At 58.8% G+C, this 21209-nt stretch carries 37 protein-coding genes; 33 read left to right on the top strand and 4 right to left on the bottom strand.

Annotation, left to right across the window (positions count from 1 at the left end; translation table 11 throughout):
- Positions 1-129: 129 nt before the first annotated feature.
- Positions 130-387 (top strand): hypothetical protein, encoded by a 258-nt coding sequence (locus HV670_RS09035; RefSeq protein ID WP_175104433.1) that lies wholly within the window; start codon positions 130-132, stop codon positions 385-387.
- Between the two features lie 34 nt (positions 388-421).
- On the opposite strand, the gene HV670_RS09030 is transcribed toward HV670_RS09035, so the two are convergent.
- Together HV670_RS09030 and HV670_RS09025 are read right to left on the bottom strand one after the other, a co-directional pair.
- Complete coding sequence (locus HV670_RS09030) at positions 422-724, bottom strand: hypothetical protein (protein WP_175104432.1); 303 nt, start codon at positions 722-724, stop codon at positions 422-424.
- A 10-nt stretch (positions 725-734) separates the two neighbouring features.
- Entirely contained in the window at positions 735-1598 is an 864-nt protein-coding gene (locus HV670_RS09025) for a LexA family transcriptional regulator (protein WP_246257179.1), read from the bottom strand.
- An 83-nt stretch (positions 1599-1681) separates the two neighbouring features.
- Between HV670_RS09025 and HV670_RS09020 the strand changes: the two genes are divergently transcribed.
- The 22 genes from HV670_RS09020 (at position 1682) to HV670_RS31850 (ending at position 12812) form a co-directional block, all read left to right on the top strand.
- A complete protein-coding gene (locus HV670_RS09020) occupies positions 1682-1969 on the top strand; it encodes a helix-turn-helix domain-containing protein (protein ID WP_175104431.1) in 288 nt (95 codons plus the stop codon).
- A gap of 173 nt (positions 1970-2142) precedes the next feature.
- A complete protein-coding gene (locus tag HV670_RS09015; protein WP_175104430.1) occupies positions 2143-2517 on the top strand; it encodes an XRE family transcriptional regulator in 375 nt (124 codons plus the stop codon).
- A gap of 338 nt (positions 2518-2855) precedes the next feature.
- Positions 2856-3575 (top strand): hypothetical protein, encoded by a 720-nt coding sequence (locus tag HV670_RS09010; protein ID WP_175104429.1) that lies wholly within the window; start codon positions 2856-2858, stop codon positions 3573-3575.
- Positions 3572-3748 carry a hypothetical protein gene (locus HV670_RS09005; protein WP_175104428.1) on the top strand — a complete coding sequence of 59 codons (177 nt, stop codon included), beginning with the start codon at positions 3572-3574 and terminating at the stop codon, positions 3746-3748. The genes HV670_RS09010 and HV670_RS09005 overlap by 4 nt, the downstream gene beginning before the upstream one ends.
- Positions 3745-3924: a hypothetical protein gene (locus HV670_RS09000; protein ID WP_175104427.1), complete on the top strand. Its 180-nt coding sequence runs from the start codon at positions 3745-3747 to the stop codon at positions 3922-3924. The genes HV670_RS09005 and HV670_RS09000 overlap by 4 nt, the downstream gene beginning before the upstream one ends.
- Before the next feature lie 15 nt (positions 3925-3939).
- A complete protein-coding gene (locus tag HV670_RS08995; RefSeq protein WP_175104426.1) occupies positions 3940-4662 on the top strand; it encodes a hypothetical protein in 723 nt (240 codons plus the stop codon).
- Positions 4662-5069 carry a hypothetical protein gene (locus HV670_RS08990; RefSeq protein WP_175104425.1) on the top strand — a complete coding sequence of 136 codons (408 nt, stop codon included), beginning with the start codon at positions 4662-4664 and terminating at the stop codon, positions 5067-5069. Before HV670_RS08995 ends, HV670_RS08990 begins: the two co-directional genes overlap by 1 nt.
- 1 nt (position 5070) lies before the next feature.
- Positions 5071-6030: an AAA family ATPase gene (locus tag HV670_RS08985; RefSeq protein WP_246257175.1), complete on the top strand. Its 960-nt coding sequence runs from the start codon at positions 5071-5073 to the stop codon at positions 6028-6030.
- Positions 6030-6284 (top strand): hypothetical protein, encoded by a 255-nt coding sequence (locus HV670_RS08980; protein ID WP_175104424.1) that lies wholly within the window; start codon positions 6030-6032, stop codon positions 6282-6284. The genes HV670_RS08985 and HV670_RS08980 overlap by 1 nt, the downstream gene beginning before the upstream one ends.
- Positions 6284-6622, top strand: coding sequence for a PDDEXK family nuclease (locus HV670_RS08975; RefSeq protein WP_175104423.1), 339 nt, complete (start codon positions 6284-6286; stop codon positions 6620-6622). The genes HV670_RS08980 and HV670_RS08975 overlap by 1 nt, the downstream gene beginning before the upstream one ends.
- The gene (locus tag HV670_RS08970) at positions 6619-6936 is read left to right on the top strand and encodes a hypothetical protein (RefSeq protein ID WP_175104422.1); all 318 of its coding nucleotides are present in this window, start codon (positions 6619-6621) and stop codon (positions 6934-6936) included. The genes HV670_RS08975 and HV670_RS08970 overlap by 4 nt, the downstream gene beginning before the upstream one ends.
- A complete protein-coding gene (locus tag HV670_RS08965; protein ID WP_175104421.1) occupies positions 6933-7280 on the top strand; it encodes a hypothetical protein in 348 nt (115 codons plus the stop codon). The genes HV670_RS08970 and HV670_RS08965 overlap by 4 nt, the downstream gene beginning before the upstream one ends.
- A 202-nt stretch (positions 7281-7482) precedes the next feature.
- Positions 7483-7941: a DUF1367 family protein gene (locus tag HV670_RS08960; protein ID WP_175104420.1), complete on the top strand. Its 459-nt coding sequence runs from the start codon at positions 7483-7485 to the stop codon at positions 7939-7941.
- A 336-nt stretch (positions 7942-8277) separates the two neighbouring features.
- Positions 8278-8562 carry a hypothetical protein gene (locus tag HV670_RS08955; protein WP_175104419.1) on the top strand — a complete coding sequence of 95 codons (285 nt, stop codon included), beginning with the start codon at positions 8278-8280 and terminating at the stop codon, positions 8560-8562.
- Positions 8559-8990 carry a nuclease domain-containing protein gene (locus HV670_RS08950; protein ID WP_175104418.1) on the top strand — a complete coding sequence of 144 codons (432 nt, stop codon included), beginning with the start codon at positions 8559-8561 and terminating at the stop codon, positions 8988-8990. Before HV670_RS08955 ends, HV670_RS08950 begins: the two co-directional genes overlap by 4 nt.
- A complete protein-coding gene (locus HV670_RS08945; RefSeq protein ID WP_175104417.1) occupies positions 8987-10120 on the top strand; it encodes a DNA cytosine methyltransferase in 1134 nt (377 codons plus the stop codon). Before HV670_RS08950 ends, HV670_RS08945 begins: the two co-directional genes overlap by 4 nt.
- Positions 10117-10278 (top strand): hypothetical protein, encoded by a 162-nt coding sequence (locus tag HV670_RS08940; RefSeq protein WP_175104416.1) that lies wholly within the window; start codon positions 10117-10119, stop codon positions 10276-10278. The genes HV670_RS08945 and HV670_RS08940 overlap by 4 nt, the downstream gene beginning before the upstream one ends.
- 165 nt (positions 10279-10443) lie before the next feature.
- A complete protein-coding gene (locus HV670_RS08935) occupies positions 10444-10716 on the top strand; it encodes a Y16D family protein (protein ID WP_175104415.1) in 273 nt (90 codons plus the stop codon).
- Positions 10717-10729: 13 nt separating this feature from the next.
- Positions 10730-11194 carry a hypothetical protein gene (locus tag HV670_RS08930; RefSeq protein WP_175104414.1) on the top strand — a complete coding sequence of 155 codons (465 nt, stop codon included), beginning with the start codon at positions 10730-10732 and terminating at the stop codon, positions 11192-11194.
- A 450-nt stretch (positions 11195-11644) separates the two neighbouring features.
- Positions 11645-12106, top strand: coding sequence for a hypothetical protein (locus tag HV670_RS08920; protein ID WP_175104412.1), 462 nt, complete (start codon positions 11645-11647; stop codon positions 12104-12106).
- Between the two features lie 428 nt (positions 12107-12534).
- Entirely contained in the window at positions 12535-12687 is a 153-nt protein-coding gene (locus HV670_RS08915; protein ID WP_175104411.1) for a hypothetical protein, read from the top strand.
- Positions 12684-12812 (top strand): hypothetical protein, encoded by a 129-nt coding sequence (locus HV670_RS31850; RefSeq protein WP_281362379.1) that lies wholly within the window; start codon positions 12684-12686, stop codon positions 12810-12812. Before HV670_RS08915 ends, HV670_RS31850 begins: the two co-directional genes overlap by 4 nt.
- Here HV670_RS31850 and HV670_RS08910 read toward each other — a convergent pair.
- A complete protein-coding gene (locus HV670_RS08910; RefSeq protein ID WP_175104410.1) occupies positions 12809-12982 on the bottom strand; it encodes a hypothetical protein in 174 nt (57 codons plus the stop codon). The genes HV670_RS31850 and HV670_RS08910 overlap by 4 nt on opposite strands.
- Between HV670_RS08910 and HV670_RS08905 the strand changes: the two genes are divergently transcribed.
- Together HV670_RS08905 and HV670_RS08900 are read left to right on the top strand one after the other, a co-directional pair.
- Positions 12981-13397, top strand: a complete 417-nt coding sequence (locus HV670_RS08905; RefSeq protein ID WP_175104409.1) for a hypothetical protein — start codon at positions 12981-12983, stop codon at positions 13395-13397. The two genes, HV670_RS08910 and HV670_RS08905, sit on opposite strands and share 2 nt — an antisense overlap.
- 159 nt (positions 13398-13556) lie before the next feature.
- Positions 13557-13922, top strand: coding sequence for a hypothetical protein (locus tag HV670_RS08900; RefSeq protein WP_175104408.1), 366 nt, complete (start codon positions 13557-13559; stop codon positions 13920-13922).
- Here the strand turns inward: HV670_RS08900 and HV670_RS08895 are convergent.
- Complete coding sequence (locus HV670_RS08895) at positions 13916-14230, bottom strand: hypothetical protein (RefSeq protein WP_175104407.1); 315 nt, start codon at positions 14228-14230, stop codon at positions 13916-13918. The genes HV670_RS08900 and HV670_RS08895 overlap by 7 nt on opposite strands.
- Positions 14231-14379: 149 nt before the next feature.
- Between HV670_RS08895 and HV670_RS08890 the strand changes: the two genes are divergently transcribed.
- From HV670_RS08890 to HV670_RS08855, 8 genes are all read left to right on the top strand, one after another.
- Complete coding sequence (locus HV670_RS08890; protein WP_175104406.1) at positions 14380-14955, top strand: HGGxSTG domain-containing protein; 576 nt, start codon at positions 14380-14382, stop codon at positions 14953-14955.
- Positions 14936-16183, top strand: a complete 1248-nt coding sequence (locus tag HV670_RS08885; protein ID WP_175104405.1) for a terminase large subunit domain-containing protein — start codon at positions 14936-14938, stop codon at positions 16181-16183. Before HV670_RS08890 ends, HV670_RS08885 begins: the two co-directional genes overlap by 20 nt.
- Before the next feature lie 16 nt (positions 16184-16199).
- On the top strand, positions 16200-17597 hold the full coding sequence (locus tag HV670_RS08880) for a DUF4055 domain-containing protein (RefSeq protein WP_246257173.1): 1398 nt from the start codon (positions 16200-16202) through the stop codon (positions 17595-17597).
- A gap of 130 nt (positions 17598-17727) precedes the next feature.
- Positions 17728-18537 carry a DUF6651 domain-containing protein gene (locus tag HV670_RS08875; RefSeq protein ID WP_175104404.1) on the top strand — a complete coding sequence of 270 codons (810 nt, stop codon included), beginning with the start codon at positions 17728-17730 and terminating at the stop codon, positions 18535-18537.
- Between the two features lie 112 nt (positions 18538-18649).
- Positions 18650-19921 carry a major capsid protein gene (locus tag HV670_RS08870; RefSeq protein ID WP_246257171.1) on the top strand — a complete coding sequence of 424 codons (1272 nt, stop codon included), beginning with the start codon at positions 18650-18652 and terminating at the stop codon, positions 19919-19921.
- A gap of 54 nt (positions 19922-19975) precedes the next feature.
- The gene (locus HV670_RS08865; protein WP_175104403.1) at positions 19976-20167 is read left to right on the top strand and encodes a hypothetical protein; all 192 of its coding nucleotides are present in this window, start codon (positions 19976-19978) and stop codon (positions 20165-20167) included.
- Position 20168: 1 nt separating this feature from the next.
- On the top strand, positions 20169-20564 hold the full coding sequence (locus tag HV670_RS08860; RefSeq protein WP_175104402.1) for a hypothetical protein: 396 nt from the start codon (positions 20169-20171) through the stop codon (positions 20562-20564).
- 2 nt (positions 20565-20566) lie between these two features.
- On the top strand, positions 20567-21208 hold the full coding sequence (locus HV670_RS08855; protein WP_175104401.1) for a hypothetical protein: 642 nt from the start codon (positions 20567-20569) through the stop codon (positions 21206-21208).
- Position 21209 lies beyond the last annotated feature (1 nt).

The following is a 21209-nucleotide window of genomic DNA, read 5'->3' as shown; positions in this document are numbered from 1 at the left end:
TGCTGTGCGGATGGAAGGATAGTAGTCGGACTGTTGATACGTGTCAACAGCCCGACTAATAATTAGAGAGAAATATTTGGCGTACAGGGGCCCGCCTTCCTAGACTTCAGCCAACAGAGGGAGGGCGCCATGGCTCAAAGCCGAATTTCAGAGGAGTTGGTGTTTCAGGTGTTCCGCCAGTTCTCGAAGATGGCAGACGAAGACATGTCGCCGGCCGAGGCGCTGCTAGCCTTGGCCGAGATGCTGACGCGCGCGCACCCGACGATGGACCCTGACGATTGGGAGACGATCGCCTATGTCGGCGGGCTGCTCTGGCGAGCGGAGATGAAGGAGGCTGAGTCGTCGGCGCAAATGCTCGAGCTGCTGCGCCGGGCGCGCGGGCAATAAAAAACCCGCAGGAACGGGTTCTTTGAGGCGGCGCTTACTTTATCGTTGTGAAGAACGTGTAGAGTTTTGTCGGGTCATTGGGGATGCGCACGACGGCGTACGACAGGAAGGAGACGTCAACCAAAATAACCTGCTGCCCCTTATGCAGCATGACGCACTGGCCTGAATTTAACTCCTGCTGGAGCAATTCCGTCTCGTGGTTGAACAGGTAGCTCTCGCCGTCTTTGAACGCTTGTTCGCTCACACAGCCGAAGCTGTTCTCTGTAATGGTTTTGGTGTCTGCGTGCGCTATTCCGGTCAGCGCAAACAGCAGAAGCGCGGCGTGCTTTTTATGCATGTGGTCTCCATTAATTGCCGCCTGCCGGCCCAGAGCCGGACCTATAGATCAGCTCGCCCGCAATCGTGACGAACTCCGACTGGTCCGGGCCAATGATCTTGTCCGGATACTTCGCTGAGTTATACGAGCGAAGGAGCAGGCCGCCGCCCGCCTGCTTGAAGATCAGCTTAACTAGGGCCTCGTCTTCAAAATGGATCGCGTAAATGTGCCCCTCTTTTATGGCCGTGCGCGACGAGTCGATCATCATCATGTCCCTGTTGAACAGGAACGGCTCCATGCTGTCTCCCCGCACTACAACGAGCTTGCAATCTTTCGGCTTCGAACCGATCGCCTTGAAAAAGCCTGCGTCGAACGGTAGCGCCTTTTTTTCTCTCACTTCCCACTGAATCACACCGGACCCCGCACTGAAATGATAGTCGTAGCGGTCAATCCACACCCTTTCAGGGTCATGCGGTAGATCGCCTTCGTTCTCCCAAGCGACCACGTTACCCTTGTCATTAGGGAGCAGTCGCTTAATAACGTCGGCATTCTGTCCGGTGCTCGGGGGATCATCCGGCGCGGAACCGTGCTTGCGATCCTCCGGCGCGGAAAGCTTCTTGTCCAACGATCGAATTTGGCCTGCCAGTTCGGGGCTAATGTCCCGACCCGAGCACCCGAGCAGTGCCGCAAATTTCGCAACGGCCTCTGGGTTCAGCGGGATTTTCGCCAGCAAGTACTGGCTCATCGTGCTTTGGCTGAACCCGATCGTCTCCCCCGCAGCCTCTTGCGACGACGGCTCCCCAAGCTTCCTTCGATCCTTTTGCCACTTGGCGAACGCTTCCCGCAGGCGTTTTGCGTCTGCTATGCGGGCTTCGGTTAGTGGGCTTGCTGGCATGCGCGCACCTTATAAGTTTGACTAATTTTTGGCAAACAGCCGGACTGTTGACTTATCCAAACAGTCGGACTAATATTTGCCACATGAACCCGATCCTCCGAATTCGAAAGCGCCTCAAGGTCTCTCAGACCGAGCTTGGCGCGGCCCTTAAGGTCACCCAGTCGGCCATCTCCCAATACGAGAAGGGCGAGATCGTTCCAAACCCCGAGGTCGTCCGAAAGCTCGTTGAGTTCGCGAGATCCAAGGGCCTCGATGTTTCGTTCGATTCCATCTACGCGCCCACAGGTAACGGAAAGCTCGATCGGATGATTTCCTCGGACGACACACAGCCGCCAGTCGGCCAGTCGAGCCGCAAAAAGAAGTCGAGGTAGGGCTTTAGTACTGCTTAGAGCGCGGCGTTCCCGGCGAAGTTGCCGGACTGATTTGCAAAGCGAGGGCGTGCGGTTCGTTGGCATGTTCTCTTGAGATAGGGGTCTTCGGACCCCTCTAATTTGACTGCTCACGAACCGGTGATGAAACCGGTGATTCGATTGAATTTCACTATATGAACACCAAAAACGAGCTTCGAATGCTTGGCGGATCGGTAAGTGGGCCCGCCTTTCTCGCGAACGATCTGATGACGGAATGCCGGAGCTATCGCGATGCCGTCTGCCTTGCATGGCGCCAGCGTCGCAGCAAGGGCATGACACAGCGCGGCCTCTCCGAGTTGTGCGAGTGGTATCCGCAGCACGTGTCGGACTACCTGAGCCCCGACGACGTGAATCCCAAGGGCCAGCGACGACGATGCCTTCCGGCCGAGCGGATCGCAACTTTCGAAGCCGTGGTCGGAAACAGAGCAGTGACGCAATTCCTGATCCGACAAGCATCACTGCATTTGATGGAAGAAATGATCTCGCAACAGGCACAGGCGGTCGCATGACAGAAGAAGAGGCTCGGGGAATATGTCTCGAGGTGTTACACGGGGGCAGGATTCCGAAATGGACTGAAGAAGCGGTGCTCAAGGAAGTAACGAGACGCTGCGAGCAGGACCGGACAGTACGAGAGGCATTTGTGATCGTCGGGCTGGCCGCCATAAACGTGAAGTAGGGCATAACTAGGAGGCAGACAATGACCGCCCCGCAACCTGATTCAAGCGACCGTGCTGCGTTCGAAGCGGCATGGACGAAAGAACATCCGCTGCATCCGAGCACGACTTTCATGCGCAGCGGATTCGATCCCGAGTGCTATGCCAGCACGCGCGCTCAGGATGGCTGGCTCATGTGGCAAGCCGCCCGCCAGCCGGTGAGCGGAGTCGATGAGCCCCGCGCTGACTGGATCGAGGATGCGACGCACGAGCTCGGGCAAGCAGATAGCCGCCTTGCCGATCTGCGGAAAGCGCTTGACGCCGCATATCCCAAAGACGCCGACGAGAAAGAACGCTGGCGCGCAGCGGGTCACTTTCACCGCATCAACACCATCAGCCTTTCCATCGCGCTTGCGATTAAAGACACTCGCGCGCTCCTCGCAGCCAACACGAGCGCCGCTCCAGCCGTCAAGGGATGCTTGACACCTGAGCATGCCGCCATCCCCGATACCCTGCTCGTAGACCTGTTCTACGCGGCTCAAGGCGATATCACGCAGTTCCGCATCAAGGCGCGCGGCCTGCTTGCTGTCAACACGAGCACCGCTGCGCTGACAGATGAGCAAATCATCGCGCTCAATGCCGGGGAAGTGTTTTTCAGCGAAACGCCGACACGGTTTCCAGAGGCCGGTCACGGAACGCAATACCACGCTGGCGCACCCGGCCTAATCAAGTTCGCCCGCACAGTTCTCGCAGCCAATGCGCAAGCCCCTGTTGCGCTGACGAGAGACGAGATTCTTGCGCAATGGCTGGCCTATCCGATCTCTGAAAAGAACGCATATGAGGACGTGGCTGATTTTGTTCTCGGACTACTGACCGCCGCGCCTGCCCACTCCCCCACCGGAGCCCCGCAATGACCCCCGCTATCAACACCCCCGCTACAGCAGACAGCATCCTCGCCAAGCTCAGCCCGCTCCTGCGCGACCAACGCGACGTCCATGAATATCTCGCTGGCGTCACAGATGCGCCGAGAGCTGCGCGGCTGCATTGCGTGGCGAGTGAGCGCACGGATGAGTTGGGGCCGGCATGAACAACTTCCCCATCGCTGACACCGACCTTGCTGAACTCTCTGAGCTGCTGCATCGCATGGCCGAGTGCAATACACGCGAGCCGGTTCAGTGGATGGCCCGCAATGCCATTACGAAGCTGCAGCATTTTGTTGAGATGCACCCGGACGTCATGAAGTCGCCTGAGCAACAGCACTAGGGAACCGCGCAAGACATGGCCCGTATCCGCACCATCAAACCGGACTTCTGGACCGATGAGAAGATCACTGAGTGCTCCGTGAGTGCTCGGTTGTTTTTCATCGGGTGCTGGAATTTTGCTGACGACAACGGAAATACCCAGCGCTCAGCAAAGAAACTGAAGATGCAAATCTTCCCGGCGGATGCGATCGAGTGCGAGCCGCTGATTCAAGAGCTGATGACTCACGGATTGCTCATGGAGTACTCAGTGAGTGGCGATAAGTACTTGCATGTAAAGGGTTTTGAGAAGCATCAAGTAATCAACCGGCCATCTAAGACCGGCCTTCCTAAGCCCGTTTTCACTGATGGCTCAGTGAGTACTCCTGATCTCGTCATTGATGGCTCATTGACGGAAGGGAAGGGAAGGGAAGGGAAAGGAATTAAAGAAACTTGCGCCGAGCTTGAACTTCAAGCTCAAGGCGCTGATGCTCCGCCTCCCGTCGTCGCGATTCCGCTGAACGACGGCTCCGAGCATGGCATTTCTGCATCACAGGTTGAGGAGTGGAGCTCGACCTACCCGAACGTTGACGTGACGCAGCAACTTCGCCAGATGCGGCAGTGGAGCATCGCCAATCCGACAAAGCGCAAGACTCGCCGGGGCGTGATGGCGTTTGCGAATTCCTGGCTGGCGAAGGAGCAGGACAAGCCGAGCAAACCGCGCAGTGAAAGCGCATCTGGATCGGGGGAAAAATACCTGTGATGGCTACGAATGCTGCTCGCATTGCCGAGCTACGGAAGGAAGGTCAACACCCGGCCTCATGGGTTCTGATCTCGTTCGTTGGGCGTGCTGGCGACAAGGACGACGGCTTTACGGTCTACGCACAACCCGATGCCGAGTACGACTGGCGGTGGGTCGTCGGGCTGGATCTGGTTGCCTTTGCTCGCAAAGGAAGCGGCGTAGCGGACTCGCTCAAGCGCATTCGCAATGCTTCCCCGAAGTCGCTTGACCTGTGGGATGTGGACCTGAAGGCTGGCGCGTCGATCGGCTTTGATTTCCCTGCCGCACATGCCGAGGCGCATCGCCGCGCCCGGACCGGAACGCTCGGCATTGAACTGATCGAGTGGTCGCCGCAGCAGTGCGAAGAATTCGCGCGCAGGGGGTTCTGACGTGAAGACCATTCGAGGCGCAAAGATTGACCTCACGGACTACATGGCGGAGTCCGAAGAGGCGCACAAAATTCGCCCCGCAAGCGAGTGGGCGAGCATGGTTATCGACGCGCTCTACAAGCGCAGCTTGGCTCCTGCGATTCAACTCGGCTGGCAGAAGTGCGAGGGCCGGTTCGAAATGCGTAAGGGCGAGGTGACGATCTGGGGCGGAATTAATGGTCATGGAAAGTCGATGCTCACAAGCCAAGTCGCTCTTGACCTGTGCGTGCAAGGCGAGCGCGTCTGCATCGCGTCGCTCGAAATGAAGCCTGAGAAAACCATGCTTCGCATGACCAAGCAGGCTTCGGGTGATGCGATGCCGCAACGCGACTTCATCAACCTGATGCACTCGTGGACGGATGAGCGGCTTTGGCTCTACGACCATACCGGAAGCATCAAGCCGAAGACGATGCTCGCGGTCGTGCGGTATGCGGTCGACAACTTTGCGATCCAGCATTTTTTCATCGACAACCTCATGAAGTGTGTCCCGGGCGATGACGACTACAACGGCCAGAAGGATTTCGTGAATTCGCTCACGTCGATCGCGCAGGAAACCGGATGTCACATCCACCTGATCGCGCACGTGAAGAAGGCCGGCAGTGAGTACGACAGGCCTGGCAAGTTCGACGTGAAGGGGAGTGGGTCGATCACCGACCTCGCGGACAACCTGTTCATCGTCTTCCGGAACAAGCGCAAGGAAGCCGTGATGAGCGAGAAGTTGAAGCTCAAGGCGTCCGAAGCTGAAGACGTGAAGGCAGAGCCAGATTGCTTCCTGTCTCTTGAGAAGCAGCGCAACGGCGATTTTGAGGGCGTCTTCGGCCTTTGGTTCGATGGCCCTTCGATGCAGTACGTGGAGCACCGCGGACAGCATCCGCGCAAGTACCCGGTCGATGGTGTTGCTGTTTCGCTCGAGGAGTTTTGATGAACGTTTCCCCTCAGTTTCTCGCGGATCTGAAGTACCTCGCTTGGCTCTACAAGTGGACCGACGACATGAAGCAGCGGATCAAGTTTGCGATCAACGAATCGCCTACCGAATTCACACACTTTTTCGGGGTGCTCGCTTCGGCTCACCGCAACGGCTACGAAGGAAGCGGATGCGCCGGGCTTTCGATGTACTGCGTCCAACACGGGTTGCCGTATCCGTACGTGGGCGGTTTGGATGGGGTGAACGACTGATGGCCGCCGTCCCGAAATCCCGCCTCAGCCCCATCGAAGAACTCTTCGATATCCACGTCCGCGCCGCGAAGCTTCCGGAGCCGACGCGTGAGTTTCGCTTTGCCCCGCCCCGTCGCTGGCGAGCCGACTTCGCTTGGCCCGATCAACGCGTGCTGGCTGAGATTGAGGGTGGCATCTTCAGCGGCGGCCGGCATACGCGCGGCATAGGTTTCGAGGCTGACGCAATCAAGTACAACACGGCGACCTTGATGGGTTTCAAGGTTTTCAGATTCACAGGAAGAATGATCCGGTCTGGTGAAGCGCTTCGGGTCATCGAACAAGCTTTGGAGGCTGTATGAACGTCAAGAAAGGCGATCTCGCATATGTCACTTGGGCGCTTCCCGAATATTCCGACTGCATCGGTCGCATTGTGGAGATAGGCGAATTTGTCCCGCCTTCGGCATGGCACATCGCGTTTGCCGGTGTTGTTCCGCAAAGCGTTGCCAGCCAGCCCGATCTGGTTCACGGGGAGGATTTTGCACTCCGCCCGATCAGCGGCGCCCCCATTGAAGACGAGATCACGACTGACGAACCATACGCCGCAGAGCTCGCAGACCAACTGATCCTGCGCCACCTCGACACCGCGCAGATGGAAGTGGGGGATGCGCAATGAGCCCACTCAAACGCCTAGTCCTCGCCGCTGTACAAAACGGTAGCGAATGGTGCGCTGTCACGCTATCCGAGGAGATCGGGTGCAGCGTAAGCGGTGCGGGTAATGCGGCGATGTCGCTCCTGACCGAGGGGTATTTGAAGATTTCGCGCACCGTGAAAGCTCGACAGGGCAGCCCCGCGAAGAATTTCTACAAGTGGACCGGCAAGCCGCTTGACTGGCGCACAGAAGAAGTTAAGCGCGAGCAGGCCAAGCCCCGCTATCGCACTCCACAGGCAGATGTCTATCCCGCGCTGTGGGCTGCAGTGAATCAAATGGTCGCCAAGGGGAGGGGAATTCAATCGTGAGCGACGAACGCAATTGCAACACATGCGCGCATCGGTATGGATATCCCCGCGAGTATTGGCGCTGCCAGGTGACTGGGTATTACTGCTCGACAGAGCTGCAATACGGCGGCCGCTGTTCGCGCGGGGCTGAGCTTCGATTGTGGGAGCCGCGCAAGCCCTTCCACCAGCGTGTCTTTCGTTTCTTCACGGGAGCGAAGGCCTGATGGAAGTCCTGCTCACCAAGACGCCCCAAGGCTACCTGATCCCGCTCGGTGAAGGCGAGGCCGACAAGTGCCGCCGCTTCAAAGTCGGAGCCACGGTGCGCGCTGAAGTCTCGTTCATGCGCAATTCGAAGTTCCATCGGAAATTCTTCGCGATGCTGGATATCGGCTTCGATGCCTTCGAGCCGCCCGAGACCGAGCATCGAGGGCTACCGGTGCAAAAGAGCCGCGAGCGGTTCCGCAAGGATTGCATCATCGCAGCCGGCTTCTACGACGCTGTGGCCAATCTGAAGGGCGAAGTTCGCGCTGAGGCGCACAGCATCAGCTTCGCGAGCATGGACGACGAGGAATTCGAGCGCGTCTATTCAGCCGTAGCAAACGTGCTACTGCAAAAGGTCCTGCGGAATTACTCGCGGGCGGATCTGGATGAAGTTGTCGACCGCATGGTGAGCTTTCTATGAAACGAAGCGATTTTCTAGCGCTCTTGGGCGCAATTTGGATAGCTCCTACGGTTCCGCATCCCGTGGCAGGAGTCATAGGACTGGCCCTGGCAGTGGCCTCGATCTTCCTTGCCGGGAAGAATCTATGAACCCCTCCCAAACACTCGAAGGCCGCATCCAACACCGCGCCGAGGCATATCACGACCCAGAGCTAAGCGCGTGTGCCTATGAAGCCGCCATCGTAACGGCTGAGCGAGACTCGTTGCGCAGCCCGTCGTGGATATTCCTGTGGATAGCATATGGCGCGGTATGCGGTGCTATTGGGGTCATCGTTGCGCAACATGCGTGGAGTGTGCTTTGAATCTGATCCACATATCGTTTGCCGGCCCGACGCGCACGATCACCGACGCCAAGGGCGAGCGCTGGACATTCGAGATGCACTACTACTGCGGGCCGATTGTGCTGAATAAATCGCTTGACCCCGTACCGACGCAACCGGGCGAGCGATCGCCGTTCTGGCACGCCGTCACGCGATGGGATCAGGGCGGTAAGCGGCTGAACGGTATCGATTGCGTTTGGGAAGAAGAGCCGCAGCCGGTGTTGGAGCACATCGCTGGCAAGCACTATCGGGTGATCGGGTGAGGCGCTCAGGACTCGCGCGTACGGGATTCAAGCGCAAGCAGGGTGCGCCCCTCTCGTCATTCAAGCCCGGGAAGCCGTTCTCGGGGAAGCCGAAGCGGAAGAAGCCGACCGTGGCCGACGGGTCGAAGTATCTCGCGGCGTGCCGCGGTGAGCCTTGCTTCCTGAGCGTGTTCGGCGTGTGCCTGCACGACTCAGCCACGGTAGTTCCCTGTCATTCGAATCAGAGTCGCCACGGCAAGGGCATGGGGATCAAAGCGAAGCACGAATATTCCGTACCCGGATGCCGTGCGTGCCATGTTTTTATCGACCAAGGGCCGGCGACTCGCGAATTCAAGTTCAAGGTCTGGGATGACGCATATGAGCGGTGGGAGCCGGCGCGGGCGGCGAAGCTTGGAATTGAGATCGAACAACAACGGGAGGCAGCATGATCTTCGGTAGCGTTTGCAGCGGCATCGAGGCGGCGAGCTGCGCCTGGCATCCACTCGGATGGCGCGCTGAATTCCTGAGTGAGATCGAGCCGTTCCCGTCAGCCGTGCTGGCTCACCACTACCCGCATGTGCCGAATCTGGGCGACATGACTAAATTCAAGGATTGGCCTGATGCAGCTATCGATCTTCTCGTCGGCGGAACTCCCTGCCAAAGCTTCAGCGTCGCCGGACTCAGAAAGGGACTGGCTGATCCGCGTGGCAACCTCATGCTCACCTATCTTGCCATTGCTGAGCGCTACGCTCCCCGCTGGCTGGTCTGGGAAAACGTCCCCGGCGTCCTGTCATCAAACGGCGGAAGGGATTTTGGAACCCTCCTCGGAGGGCTGGCAGAACTCGGGTATGGGTTCGCCTACCGGGTTCTTGACGCTCAGTACTTCGGAGTGGCCCAGCGACGCCGCCGTGTGTTCGTTATCGGACATCTTGGAGACTGGCGACCTGCCGCCGCAGTACTTTTTGAGCGCGAGAGCATGCGCGGGGATTCTGCGCCGAGCAGGAAATCGCGGGAAGGAATTGCCCCGACCCTTAGCGCTCGCACTAAAGGCGGTGGCGGACTCGGAACCGACTTCGAGTGCGATGGCGGCCTGATCGCTGGCACGTTGTGCTCTGACTCGCACCCTGGCGGATATAGCGGCCAAGACGCATACACGAATCGGCTTGTTGCGCATTCGCTTCGCGGAGAAGGTTTTGACGCTAGCGAGGATGGAACTGGGCGCGGCACACCGCTCGTGCCGGTGGCATTCGATTGCAAGTCATCCGGACAGAACGGCTTCGGCATTGGCGAGATCGCCTCGACGATGCGCAGCATGGGGCATTCAAATTCGCATCAGAACGGCGGTGGTCACCAGGCCGTCATGCACGACAGTGCCGTTCGGCGCTTGACCCCAATGGAGTGCGAGCGCCTACAGGGATTTCCCGACGACTACACGCGAATCACTGTGCGCGGCAAGCCTGCCGCAGACGGACCGCGATACAAGGCGCTCGGCAACTCAATGGCCGTTCCGTGCATGGCTTGGATCGGCCGGCGCATTCAACTTGTCGACGACCTCATTTCAATGGAGATAGCAGCATGACCACGCCGAAGGATGAGTGGCCTGAAGACGCTGATTACGCGCTAGGCCATCTTGCCGGCCTCGCGTTCGGGAATGCTCCAGCCGATGAGATTGGTCATTGCGTCCAACTAATTCGCGATCAACTGGAAAAGAACGTCGGCCAAAAGGAGCAACCATGAACCAAGACCCCACCCACTGGCACACCGCCAGCGCCCGCGCCAATGCCCTCCACGCCGAAATCGAGCGCACTGCGGAGAAGCCGGAGCGACGCTGTATGGATTGCGGGAGCGCGCCCGATACGCGCGGGAGTTTTGTTTGCGAGTGCGCGAGGAGGGTTGAGAGCCATGAGTGAGGGGGCTATTCACCGAATTGTCTGTGCCGCGAACCGCAAGCGATTCACAGGCGAAGTCGTGCTCGGCATCCGCCATTGGGATGCCTTCATGCGCGGACTGGAAACCGAAGGCGATCCGGTCGACCAAGGCTTTATCGACAACCGCGGTACTTTCTTCAGTCGCGTCGAGGCATGGAAAGTCGCAGAAGCCGCGGGGCAGATCATCCGTCGCGTGGGTGGTGATGACACAGCCGGCGGCACGCTGTACTCCGAGAACCTTTATTGAGCCGGGAGACGAAATGACCATTCAACGATACGCCCTACTCACTGGCGCGATCGTGCCTACTGTGAGTGGCGGCGATTGGGTCAAGCATGAAGACTATGAGGCGCTTCTCGCAGAGGCTCGGAGACTACGGGAGGAGATTAAGCGCCAGGCTGCCGCAGCTCACATGGGCATGGATGCCGCCAAGCGCGCCAGCACTATTCAGTTGCAGCTAGCCGAGCAGGCCCGCGCCGAGTCGTCGCCCGAGGTGATCGCATCCGAGCGCGCCATGAATGCGTTGCTGACGGAGGAAAACGAGGCGCTGCGGGAGGATGCGGAGCGCTGGCGTACCGAAATGAGGCTCCGAAATAACCCACGCGTGGCGATCATGTTCGTGGGCATAGAAAGCCGATGCCTCATTCACCGCGGCGGCATTCTTATCGCGTCGGGCGACACATACGCCGACGCCATCGATGCGGCACGAGCCGAGGTGAAAGCATGAAGCCCTTCAACCGCGCCTATTTCGATGAATCCGGGTGTGTATGGTTGCCGCCGCCGCCAAAAATGATGAGTGTGACCATCGGGAAATATTGGCCCCTTCGTCGGACCTTCGAAATCCAAAAGCCCCGCATCTATTACTCAATCGAAGGCTTGGTTCCAAGCTGGGTCTGCACGAATGGATCGGGGTATCCCGGGTTTGGAGGAACCCCGCGTCAGGCATGGAACGATTGGGCAAGCCGGACGCTGACATGAGTGGGTTGCGCCGCTCCGACTACTGCCGCGATCCGATGTTGATCTGCGAGGAGCGCCAAAACGGAAGCTGCATCGGATGTCGCAACGTGATTTTCGCGAGGGTGTTTGGAGTGGAATACGTCACATGCGCGGTTACGGAGCAATGGAAGCCGGATGTTTGGCGGATGCGGAAGTGCGATCTTTACGAAAGGAGTGGCGAATGACGCTTGATGAATCCGAACAGGTCGAGACTTTACTGATCGAGTGGCATAGGTGGCAGAGCTCCTATTTCCCGGCGCTCGGCGCCGGCCGCTGCGATCCAACGTGCCGCGAGTATCGCTCAGGGAATCAATGGCTCGACGCGAAGGAGCGCGCGGAGATTGCGGACGCGAAGATTTGGAAGGCCAATAGCGAGATCGTGGAGGTGTGCGTGGACACGCTGACTTGGCAGCATCGCGCGGCAATCCAAGTCTCCATGAAGAACAAGCGCGTCGGCGTTTCGGTCTGGGGCAACGCGCGGTTGTCGGCCGAGGAATCGCACCGCCTGTATCAGGAAGCGAAGGACCTGTTGTTCCCGATGCTTTTCTCGAGAGGACTCATTAAGCCTGAGCCCATCGTGAAAAGCGTTGGCGGATCAGCATCCAGCGCGGTCAGCATGGCGTGGAGAGGCGTGCATGAGTAGGGTGCCAGTAGAGAAGGCGAGAGCATATTGCAAGGAGCGCGGGCTGAGAGACCCAGGTCACGCGTTTAAGTCGCAGCGCAACAACGCGAAAGAGCGCGGTATCGAATGGGATATGACATTCGATGAATGGTGGACGATCTGGGAGCCATATTTCCACATGCGCGGTCGAGGGACAAATGACCTTTGCATGGCGAGAACTGGCGACATGGGGTCGTACAAAGTCGGGAATGTTTACCTAACCACGCATCTAGGAAACGCTCGCGACTACCATGCGCCTCGCAATGCCGAGAAGCAGCGCAAGCAGGAGCAAGCCGATAGGTACTGGGGGAGGAACGATCCATATGCCGAGGCTAAATCGCATCGAGCATACAAAATTCATTGCAACCCAGTGAAACGTGTGGCAGAGTAGACACCGTGGTCCTAGCGCCATGTCTAAAAAAGCCCTGCCGGTTAATTCCGAGCAGGGCTTTTCCGTTTCCGAGCCCACCATGTACACCTCAATCCTCGCTGATATGGCCGAGTGCGCTGAGGCATGGGCGGAGTTGCTGATGGCGTTGGCTCAATACTGGCGGGCAGCATGACTAACGCAGAAATCCAGTCGCTGATCGACAGCATCGAAGAAGACATCCAACGCATGCGTATCGACGGGCCGCTGAAGACGTCGCTCGTCGCGAAGTTGGACCGGCTTCGGGCGTTGACGGCTTAGGCCCCGCGCAACTGAGCGCGCACCCAAGCACTCCCGCCGAGCGCCTTGAGCTTTTCGCGCTCCTCGGGCGTAAGGGTGATATTGACGGGCACAACGCCTTTCGCGCCATCCGAGGTCTTGCGGCCCGCGCCCTCGCGAGCGCCGCCGTGTGTTGGTTTGGCTGGCTTCATGGCTGCGCGTTTAGTCAAAAGCGGGCATCGGCGTATCTTCGGGAAGATTCGGGAAAACGGATACACGGTCGCCGTCGAATGTGAACTTCCGTTCGAACCAGCCCGCAAAATAGTCGGGGTTCTGGCGAGCCTCTGTGACGGCAGCATCCAGTTCAGCGGTCGTCTCGACGACACGAGCATCTGCGAATCGCGTGAGCACGAGATCCATTCCGCCGCGAGCCCGATCAATCCAAAAGTCTGCTTCCTCGCGGGAATCGAACAAGCCCGCATGAAGCGCGTTGCAAGAACCGTTTTCGAAGTTGCCGGCCAGAATGAACATTTCCCGATCCCCTGTTCGTGCTGCGTTGTTGATAAGTTGAAATATACGCACGAATCAAAGATAGATCAAGCGGCATTCGATGGGGAGTACCCCTAGAACCTTCCGCGAAGCCGCAGACCGCCGACTTGGTCGGCTAAGCGCTCCATCCCCCATCGTCGGAGAACGGGTTGGCGGCTTCGCAGAGGGTTTGCAGGATGCTGACCTGCACGGATGCCGCGTCGCTCCCGGTTCGTCGGATAGCGGTGACGCGCGCGGTTGAGATCATCGATTGCGGCCAGTGAGGCTATCAAGCCGGGGATTAGCACCGGCACCCTCTATTTCCTCCTTCAGGTGCCCCGCCTGATTGCCGCCCGATGGGTGGCTTTTTTATTTGATGGACATAGCGCCAGCCATGTCGGCTGCTTCTGCCAAACACTCGAGCGCGAATTGCTCAGGGTAGGACAGCACTACATCGACGGTCTTGCCCTCAACCTCTCGCGATCCAGCGATCAAGTACCGGAAGCGGCGCTCGCTGATGCCGATGCGATCCGCAATCCACTTCTGAGACTTGCCGATGCGCTCATACAGCGCGCGGACGTATTTAGGGTCTTTCCGGTGTTTTGTGGCGTCAGGGATCATTGAAAGAGGATGTCGTTGATCGCCGCGATTGCCTTCGCATCAGCTTGCGCCTTAGCGAGAACCTTCGCGGCAAGTTGCTCGGCGCGGTGCATGTTGTCCGCGATCATTTCGCGAGCCTCGACCAGGCTAATCTTCTCGACGCCATTGTGAGGAACGAAGCGGTAAAGCTGCGTGCCTGCTGCGTTGGAGAGGATGTAGGCATCCGGCTTGAAGTCGCCCGGTGTGGCGATAGCCGCTTTGACGGTGAGGCTCAGGAAGCCGACCTTGACGACGCTGCCGATGGTCCAGTCTTGTTGGGTGCGCTTGATCATTTCGTTTCTCCGGGTTCGCCTTCTGCGAAGCGCAGCGGCATGGAAAGAATCATAGCGGCACAATGTGCCTAACGCAAGTACTATTTCACGGGGTTTATCCGCCATCTGTGCCGGATTGCTGAAACGCAACCCCATAAGCGGAGACGGGCATGGCCAACTGGTGCGGCGCTAAGACGCGCGCGGGAGGTCAATGCAAAGCCCCGGCGATGGCTAACGGTAGGTGCCGAGTGCACGGCGGCAAGAGCACCGGGCCGAAGACTGATGCAGCCCGCCCCGGCAACACGAACGCCGTCAAGCACGGCTTCTACTCCGACGCCCTGCTCCCCGAAGAGCGCTTGCTATACGAACGCGCCGAAGTCGGCAGCCTGGACGACGAGATTCGTCTGGCTCGGGTCAAGCTGCATCGGTTTGTACGGCTGTCAGGTTCGCTTGAGTTGCAGGACATGGTTGATGGCGCACTTGAAGTCACGCGCAAGATCGGCATGGCGTACGACCCGTTGATCGAGGACATGGCGCCGTACGACAAGAAAGAATTCAAGGCCGCGGCTCCTGACTACGCCGATCTGATCATTCGGCAGATTGATTTGATCCGGAAGCTGGAGCTGGCGCGCAAGGACATGCTCAAGGACAACCCGCCAGAGGATCTGCCAGTCACGAAAATTCAGATTGAGGTCATCGGTGGAAGGAAGAACACTAACCCTTCAGATGACGGACCCGCAGGCTAGGTTCTTCCAGAAGGATTGCAAGTTCCCCGCATTCGTTGGCGGGTTCGGAGCAGGGAAGACGGAGACGCTCGCGAATTGCGCGATCCGCGATGCACTGGACGGCCCGAATGCACTGATCGCCCTCTACGAGCCAACATACGACCTCGTGCGCCTAATCCTGGCGCCTCGGATGGAAGAGAAGCTCACTGACCTCGGACTGCGCTACAAGTACAACAAGCAGGAAAACATCATCTACGTGAGCTCGCCGAGTTGCGGCGACTTCGTGATGCGCACGCTTGAGAATCCAGCGCGCATCATCGGTTACGAGGCCTACCGGTCTCATGTGGATGAGATCGACACGCTGAAGAAAGCGCTGGCTACTCTGGCGTGGCGAAAGATCATCGCGCGGAATCGGCAGAAGCCGCGAGGCATCAAGAACCCGTATAACCGCGTATCGGTTTACACGACGCCGGAAGGCTTCAATTTCGTCTACGAGAAGTGGGCGAAGAGTCCGAAGCCCGGCTACGAGATGATCCAGGCCGAGACGGAATCGAATCCGTTTCTGCCTGATGACTACGTTGAGACGCTACGAGAGGATTACCCTCCGCAGCTGATCGAGGCGTACCTGAAAGGCCAGTTCGTGAATCTGGCAAGCGGAAGCGTCTATGCCGACTTCGATCGAAAGCTGAATCACACGGCTGAGACGATCGCGCCGAGAGAAACGCTTCACGTCGGGCTGGACTTCAACGTCCTGAACATGACGGCCACAGTCAATGTGGTCCGCAACGGCTTGCCGAGGACGCTTGCGGAGCGCGTGAAGGTGCGCGACACGCCGGCAATGGCGAAGATTCTGAAGGAAGACTTTGTCGACGCAGGGCATCAAGTCGTGATCTACCCCGACGCATCGGGCGGCAATACGACAAGCAAGAATGCCAGCGAATCAGACCTGTCGATTCTCAAGCAAGCCGGATTCAAGGTCGAAGTGAACCCAGCCAATCCAGCGGTGAAAGATCGGGTCAACGCCTACAGCGCGATGATCCTGAATGCCGCTGGTGAGCGCCGCTTTCTCATCAACACGGATGCCTGCCCGGTTACGACCGAGGCGCTCGAGCAGCAGGTTTGGGCGCCCGATGGCAAGCCCGACAAGACGAGCGGCCATGACCACCCGAACGACGCCAACGGCTATTTCATCGTGAAGCGGTGGCCGATCGTCAAGCGCACCGCCACCGTAACCAGCCTCAACGCCTAGCAAGAGCCAAACCCGCATGACATCGACCGTACGAGATCAAACGCCTGCAGTCGAGACGATGGCGGAAGACTATCCGATCGTCGCAGCGCTGCTTGGTGGTACGACGGCCATGCGCAAGGCTGGATCAACCTATCTGCCTCAGTGGCCCAACGAGGACGACGACGCCTACGCCAACCGCGTGAAGACGGCCACGCTTTTCCCTGCCTTCGGGCGCACTTGTGAGGTTTTGACTGGGAAGCCGTTTTCGAAGCCAGTCACGCTGGGAGAAGATGTTCCGCCGCGCATTGTTGAGTGGTGCGACGACATTGATCTGCAGGGGCATAACCTGCATGCGTTCGCCGCGGCCGTCTGTTTTCATGTGATTTCATACGGTATGTGCGGCATTCTGGTCGATTTCCCGAATGCAGGCGCCCTGCGCACAAAAGCCGAGGAAGTCGCGGCCGGCGTGCGCCCCTACTTCGTCCACATTCACGCCCAAAGCATTCTTGGCTGGCGCGCGGAACGGATTAACGGTGTCCAGACGCTAACGCAATTCCGGTTCCTCGAGGTCGTCTCTGAGCCGGATGGCGAATTCGGCGAGAAAGAGGTTGAGCAGGTTCGCGTGCTATACCCTGGCAGGTGGCAGGTCTGGCGTGAGTCCGAAAAAGCCGATGCATCAGGCAAGAAAGACTGGGTTCTGTATGACGAAGGCGAGACCACTCTGCAGAAAATCCCATTCGTGCCGGTGTATGGACGACGAACTGGTTTCATGCAGGCTGCGCCGCCCCTCGTCGAGCTCGCCCACATGAACGTGGAGCACTGGCAGAGCAAATCTGATCAACAGACGATCCTGCACATTGCGCGTGTGCCAATCCTGTTCGCGAAGATGCTTGGCGACAACCCGATCACGGTCGGCGCCGCAACTGCAGTGAAGTCGGATGATCCGGAAGGTGATCTGAAATTCGTCGAGCATACCGGGCAGGCAATCAAAGCCGGATCTGACGAGTTACTGGCCCTCGAAGACCGTATGCGCCAGGTTGGCGCCGAGTTGCTGGTGATCAAGCCCGGCAACATGACCGTCGCGCACACGGTTGCCGACAACGAAGCCGGTATGTGCACGCTGCAGCGGATCATCCAGGATCTGGAGGACGCGACTGACGCGGCGCTCGCACTGGCCGCTGAATGGGTGAAGGAGCCCGAAGGCGGCCACATCGAGATATTCAACGATTTCGGTGTTGCATCCCTAGCTGAGGCATCCCTTGAGCTGCTGCGCGACATGAACGTCGACGGCACATTCTCAGATGAGTCACTCTTTGCCGAGGCGCAGCGCCGCGGCGTGATCAGTCCAGAGCGCAAGTGGGAAGACGAGAAGTTGCGCATCAAGCAGAACGCCGTCAAGGTTACGGCCGCCCAGGTTCAGATCAAAGACACGTAATTCGCTTCATATGCAGTCGCAAGCCGCACGGCCTCACGGTCCTGCGGCTTTTTTATTGCCGCTCGCCTGGATAGGCACGGCGTCTTGAGCCGGATGGCTCGCAAAACGGTCGGATGACCAGGGAAACACCATGCCATTTAAGTACGACGCTGAAGGTCGCATTGTTGTTCAGGAGGTCAACGGTTCGAAGTTGCCCGTTTTCGTTCACGCGGACGGCAAAGAATCACCCTTCGACGGGGACGGCACGATCGGCACGATTACGCGCCTCAATGGCGAGGCAAAGGGTCATCGCGAGCGCGCAGAAGCAGCCGAGAAGATCGCAAAAGCGTTCGAAGGCATCGAGGACGCTGAAGCAGCACGCAAAGCGCTCGAGACCGTGAAGAACATCAAGGACGGCGACCTGATCGCGGCCGGCAAGGTCGAGGAAATCAAGGCAGCAGCGAGGCGCACAGCGGAAGAACAGGTCGAGGCAGCCAACAAGCAGTTCGTCTCCGAACTCGCCAAGACCAAGGGTGAGCGCGACACGCTGCAAAACCAGCTTTACGACGAAAAGATCGGCGGCAGTTTCGACCGCTCGAAGTTTATCGCCGAGAAGTTGGCAATCCCGGGCGACATGGCCAAGGCCGCCTTCGGTCGCGCATTCAAGATCGAGGACGGCAAGACGGTGGCCTATGACGCCACTGGCAACAAGATTTTCTCCCGCACGCGCATCGGCGAACTCGCCAACTTCGATGAAGCGCTTGAAACGCTCGTTGAAAGCTACCCGCATCGCGACCAGATCATGAAAGGTTCGGGTGCGAGCGGTTCGGGTGCGAGCGGTGGCGCCGGCTCGGGGGGCAAGAAAGCCTATTCGCGCGCCGAATTCAATGCCTTCGACCCCGCCAGGCAGGCCTCTGTTGCTGCTGAAGTGAGAACCGGCAAAGCATCGCTCGCCGATTGAACACGCATTACCGCATTACCCATAGCCAGACCTTGGATGAGGAAAGGCGCTTCGGGCTGGATGGCCTACCTGTTTCGCTAATTCACTTCACTCACCTATAGGATTAATTCCTGTGAAAACGTCTTTCCTTTCCAAAGCCAAGTTGCGCATTCATGCCTATGCGCTGATCGCGCATGCTCATCTGTTCGACTTCATGGCGCGCCAAGGCCTCGTTCTCGGCGCCAATACCCTGACTGGCCTGATTCCGACCATTTACGAAGCGCTCGATGTCGTTTCGCGCGAACAGGTCGGCTTCATCCCCGCGGTCTCCCGCAATAGCTCGGGCGAACGCGCGGCTCTCAACCAGACGATCATGATCCCGATCGCGCCGCAAGCCAGCTTGGCCGACAACACGCCTGCTGTTACTGCGCCGAACGAAGGCGACGAAACGGTTGGCAACGTCACGATGACGATCAGCAAGTCGAAGCACTACCCGATTCGCTGGAACGGCGAAGAGCAAACGGGCCTGATCAACGCCGGCAGTTACGGCGGCCTGCTGATGAATCAGTTCGCGCAAGCGTTCCGCACGATCTGTAACGCAGTCGAAGTGGATCTGTTCACGACCGCGTATCAGAACGCCTCGCGCGCTTACGGTACGCCCGGCACAGCACCGTTCGGCGTTGCTGGTGATCTGTCGGACATCGCCCAGCAGCGCAAGATCCTGGACGACAACGGCGCGCCGCAAACCGATCTGCAACTGGTGCTTGGCTCGGCTGCAATCGCGAACCTGCGTGGTAAGCAGAACGTGCTGTTCAAGGTGAACGAAGCGGGCACGGACGAACTCCTGCGCCGCGGCGTTATCGGCGAGTTGGAAGGCCAGATGCTCCACAACTCGAACGCCATTCAGGCAGTCACGAAGGGTACGGGTGCGAGCTACACGACCGACACCGCTGGTTATGCTGTCGGCGCGACCATGATCAACCTGATCACCGGTACGGGCACTGTGCTGGCTGGCGATACGGTCACGTTCGCGGGCGACACGAACAAATACGTCGTGACGGGGGGCATTGCTGCTCCGGGCGCGATCACCATCGCGGCGCCGGGCCTGAAAGTCGCTATCGCCACGTCGGCAACCGCTGCGACGGTCGGCGCGACTGCAACCCCGAACATCGGCTTCAGCCGCTCCGCGATTCAGTTGATCACGCGCGCGCCGAAAATGCCGGTCGGTCCGGATGGCAAGGCGATGGATATGGCCGACGACGTGGCGCAGATCACGGACCCGGTTAGCGGTCTGGTGTTCGACGTGGCCGTGTATCGCCAGTTCATGCAACTTGTCTACCATGTTCGCTTGGCTTGGGGCACACAGGCGATCAAGAGCAATCACATCGCCACGTTGCTTGGATAAACTGGCGGTATCGGGGCGGCGCTTTTTTGGCCGCCCTTTTCTATTGGAGCTTCCATGGAATGTCCGACAGTAAAAGTGGCGTCGCCAGTTTCAGACGATAACCCGCATGGCTACATCGTGATCAACGAGTCGGACTTGACCGAAGATCACGAAGTGTTTGAGGAAGCCGCATCCGAAACGTCGGACGGCGAGCCGGCTGGCGAGGTACCCGCAAAGCGTAAATACACGAAGAAAACGGACAAGTGAAATGTTGACTGATGCCCAAATGACGGACGTGCGCCGATTCATGGGTTATCAGCTCGTCGGTACAACAATGCCTATTACGGGCAGTCAGGATCTCGTCTATGGCCGCTTCGGGATGGTCATCATGTCGCTGTACGCGCGATTGACGACGCTTTCCGCGAGCGAGGAATCCGTCCTCATCAACACGTATCTGACGAATCTCTACGCGCTTGAGACGGCAATTCCCGCAGTGAGCGCCAACCTCGATACCGATCAAGCCGCGGTCTGGAAACACAACGCGCGCGAACTGGCTGACCGCGATCGGCTGTTCGATTCGTGGCGCCGTCGCATGTGCGGGTTTATCGGGTTCGCACCGGGTCCGGGGCTCGGTAACGGCGGCATCTCGCTAGTGCGGGGCTGAAATTGGACTCCACCAAGCTTCAGCAGAAGGTATATGCCGGGTATGGCAAGGCGGCCCTCCGCATCGGCCCTGTCTTCGACCTATACCGCCCCTCATCGCCTATCAACCCGTTTCAGTACGGACCTGTCGCCTCGCTGAACGCCAGTTTCAACGCCGAGGACATGACCTACGGCCGGCCGAACAAGTACGGCAAGCCGACGTGGTTCTGTCTGGTCGACGGCACGCAAACCCAGGTCGGTGACTACCTGATCAACGATTCGCAGACGTTTTTCATCGCTGCGATGCAGCCGATCCTGCCGATTCTGGCGGTCGACTGTAATCGCACGATCAATGTGCTTCGCCCGCAGCAACAAACGGGCGAAGGTTTGCTCGGATATGGTGGCGACACGGATGCAAACGAGACGCCGTTGATGACGGGCTGGCCTGCTTCGGTGCTTCAGGGCACGAAGGGTGAGAAGGGCGAAGTGAATTTGCCTGGTGACGTGCGCAATCCTTGGTGGCAGATGCTTTTCCCGGCTTTCCTGGGCGTCAACCTGCGCACCGCGGACATCATCACGGATGATCTGGATCGCCGCTATGTGATCTCGAGCGCTGAACTCACGGATTTGGGGTGGCGGTGCACTTCGCAGCAGGCTCAGACATGAG

This window comes from Pararobbsia alpina, assembly GCF_902859895.1.
GTDB classification, from domain to species: Bacteria; Pseudomonadota; Gammaproteobacteria; order Burkholderiales; family Burkholderiaceae; genus Pararobbsia; species Pararobbsia alpina.
The sequence above is the reverse complement of the archived record's forward strand: the minus strand, read 5'-3'. Positions and strand labels throughout refer to the sequence as shown.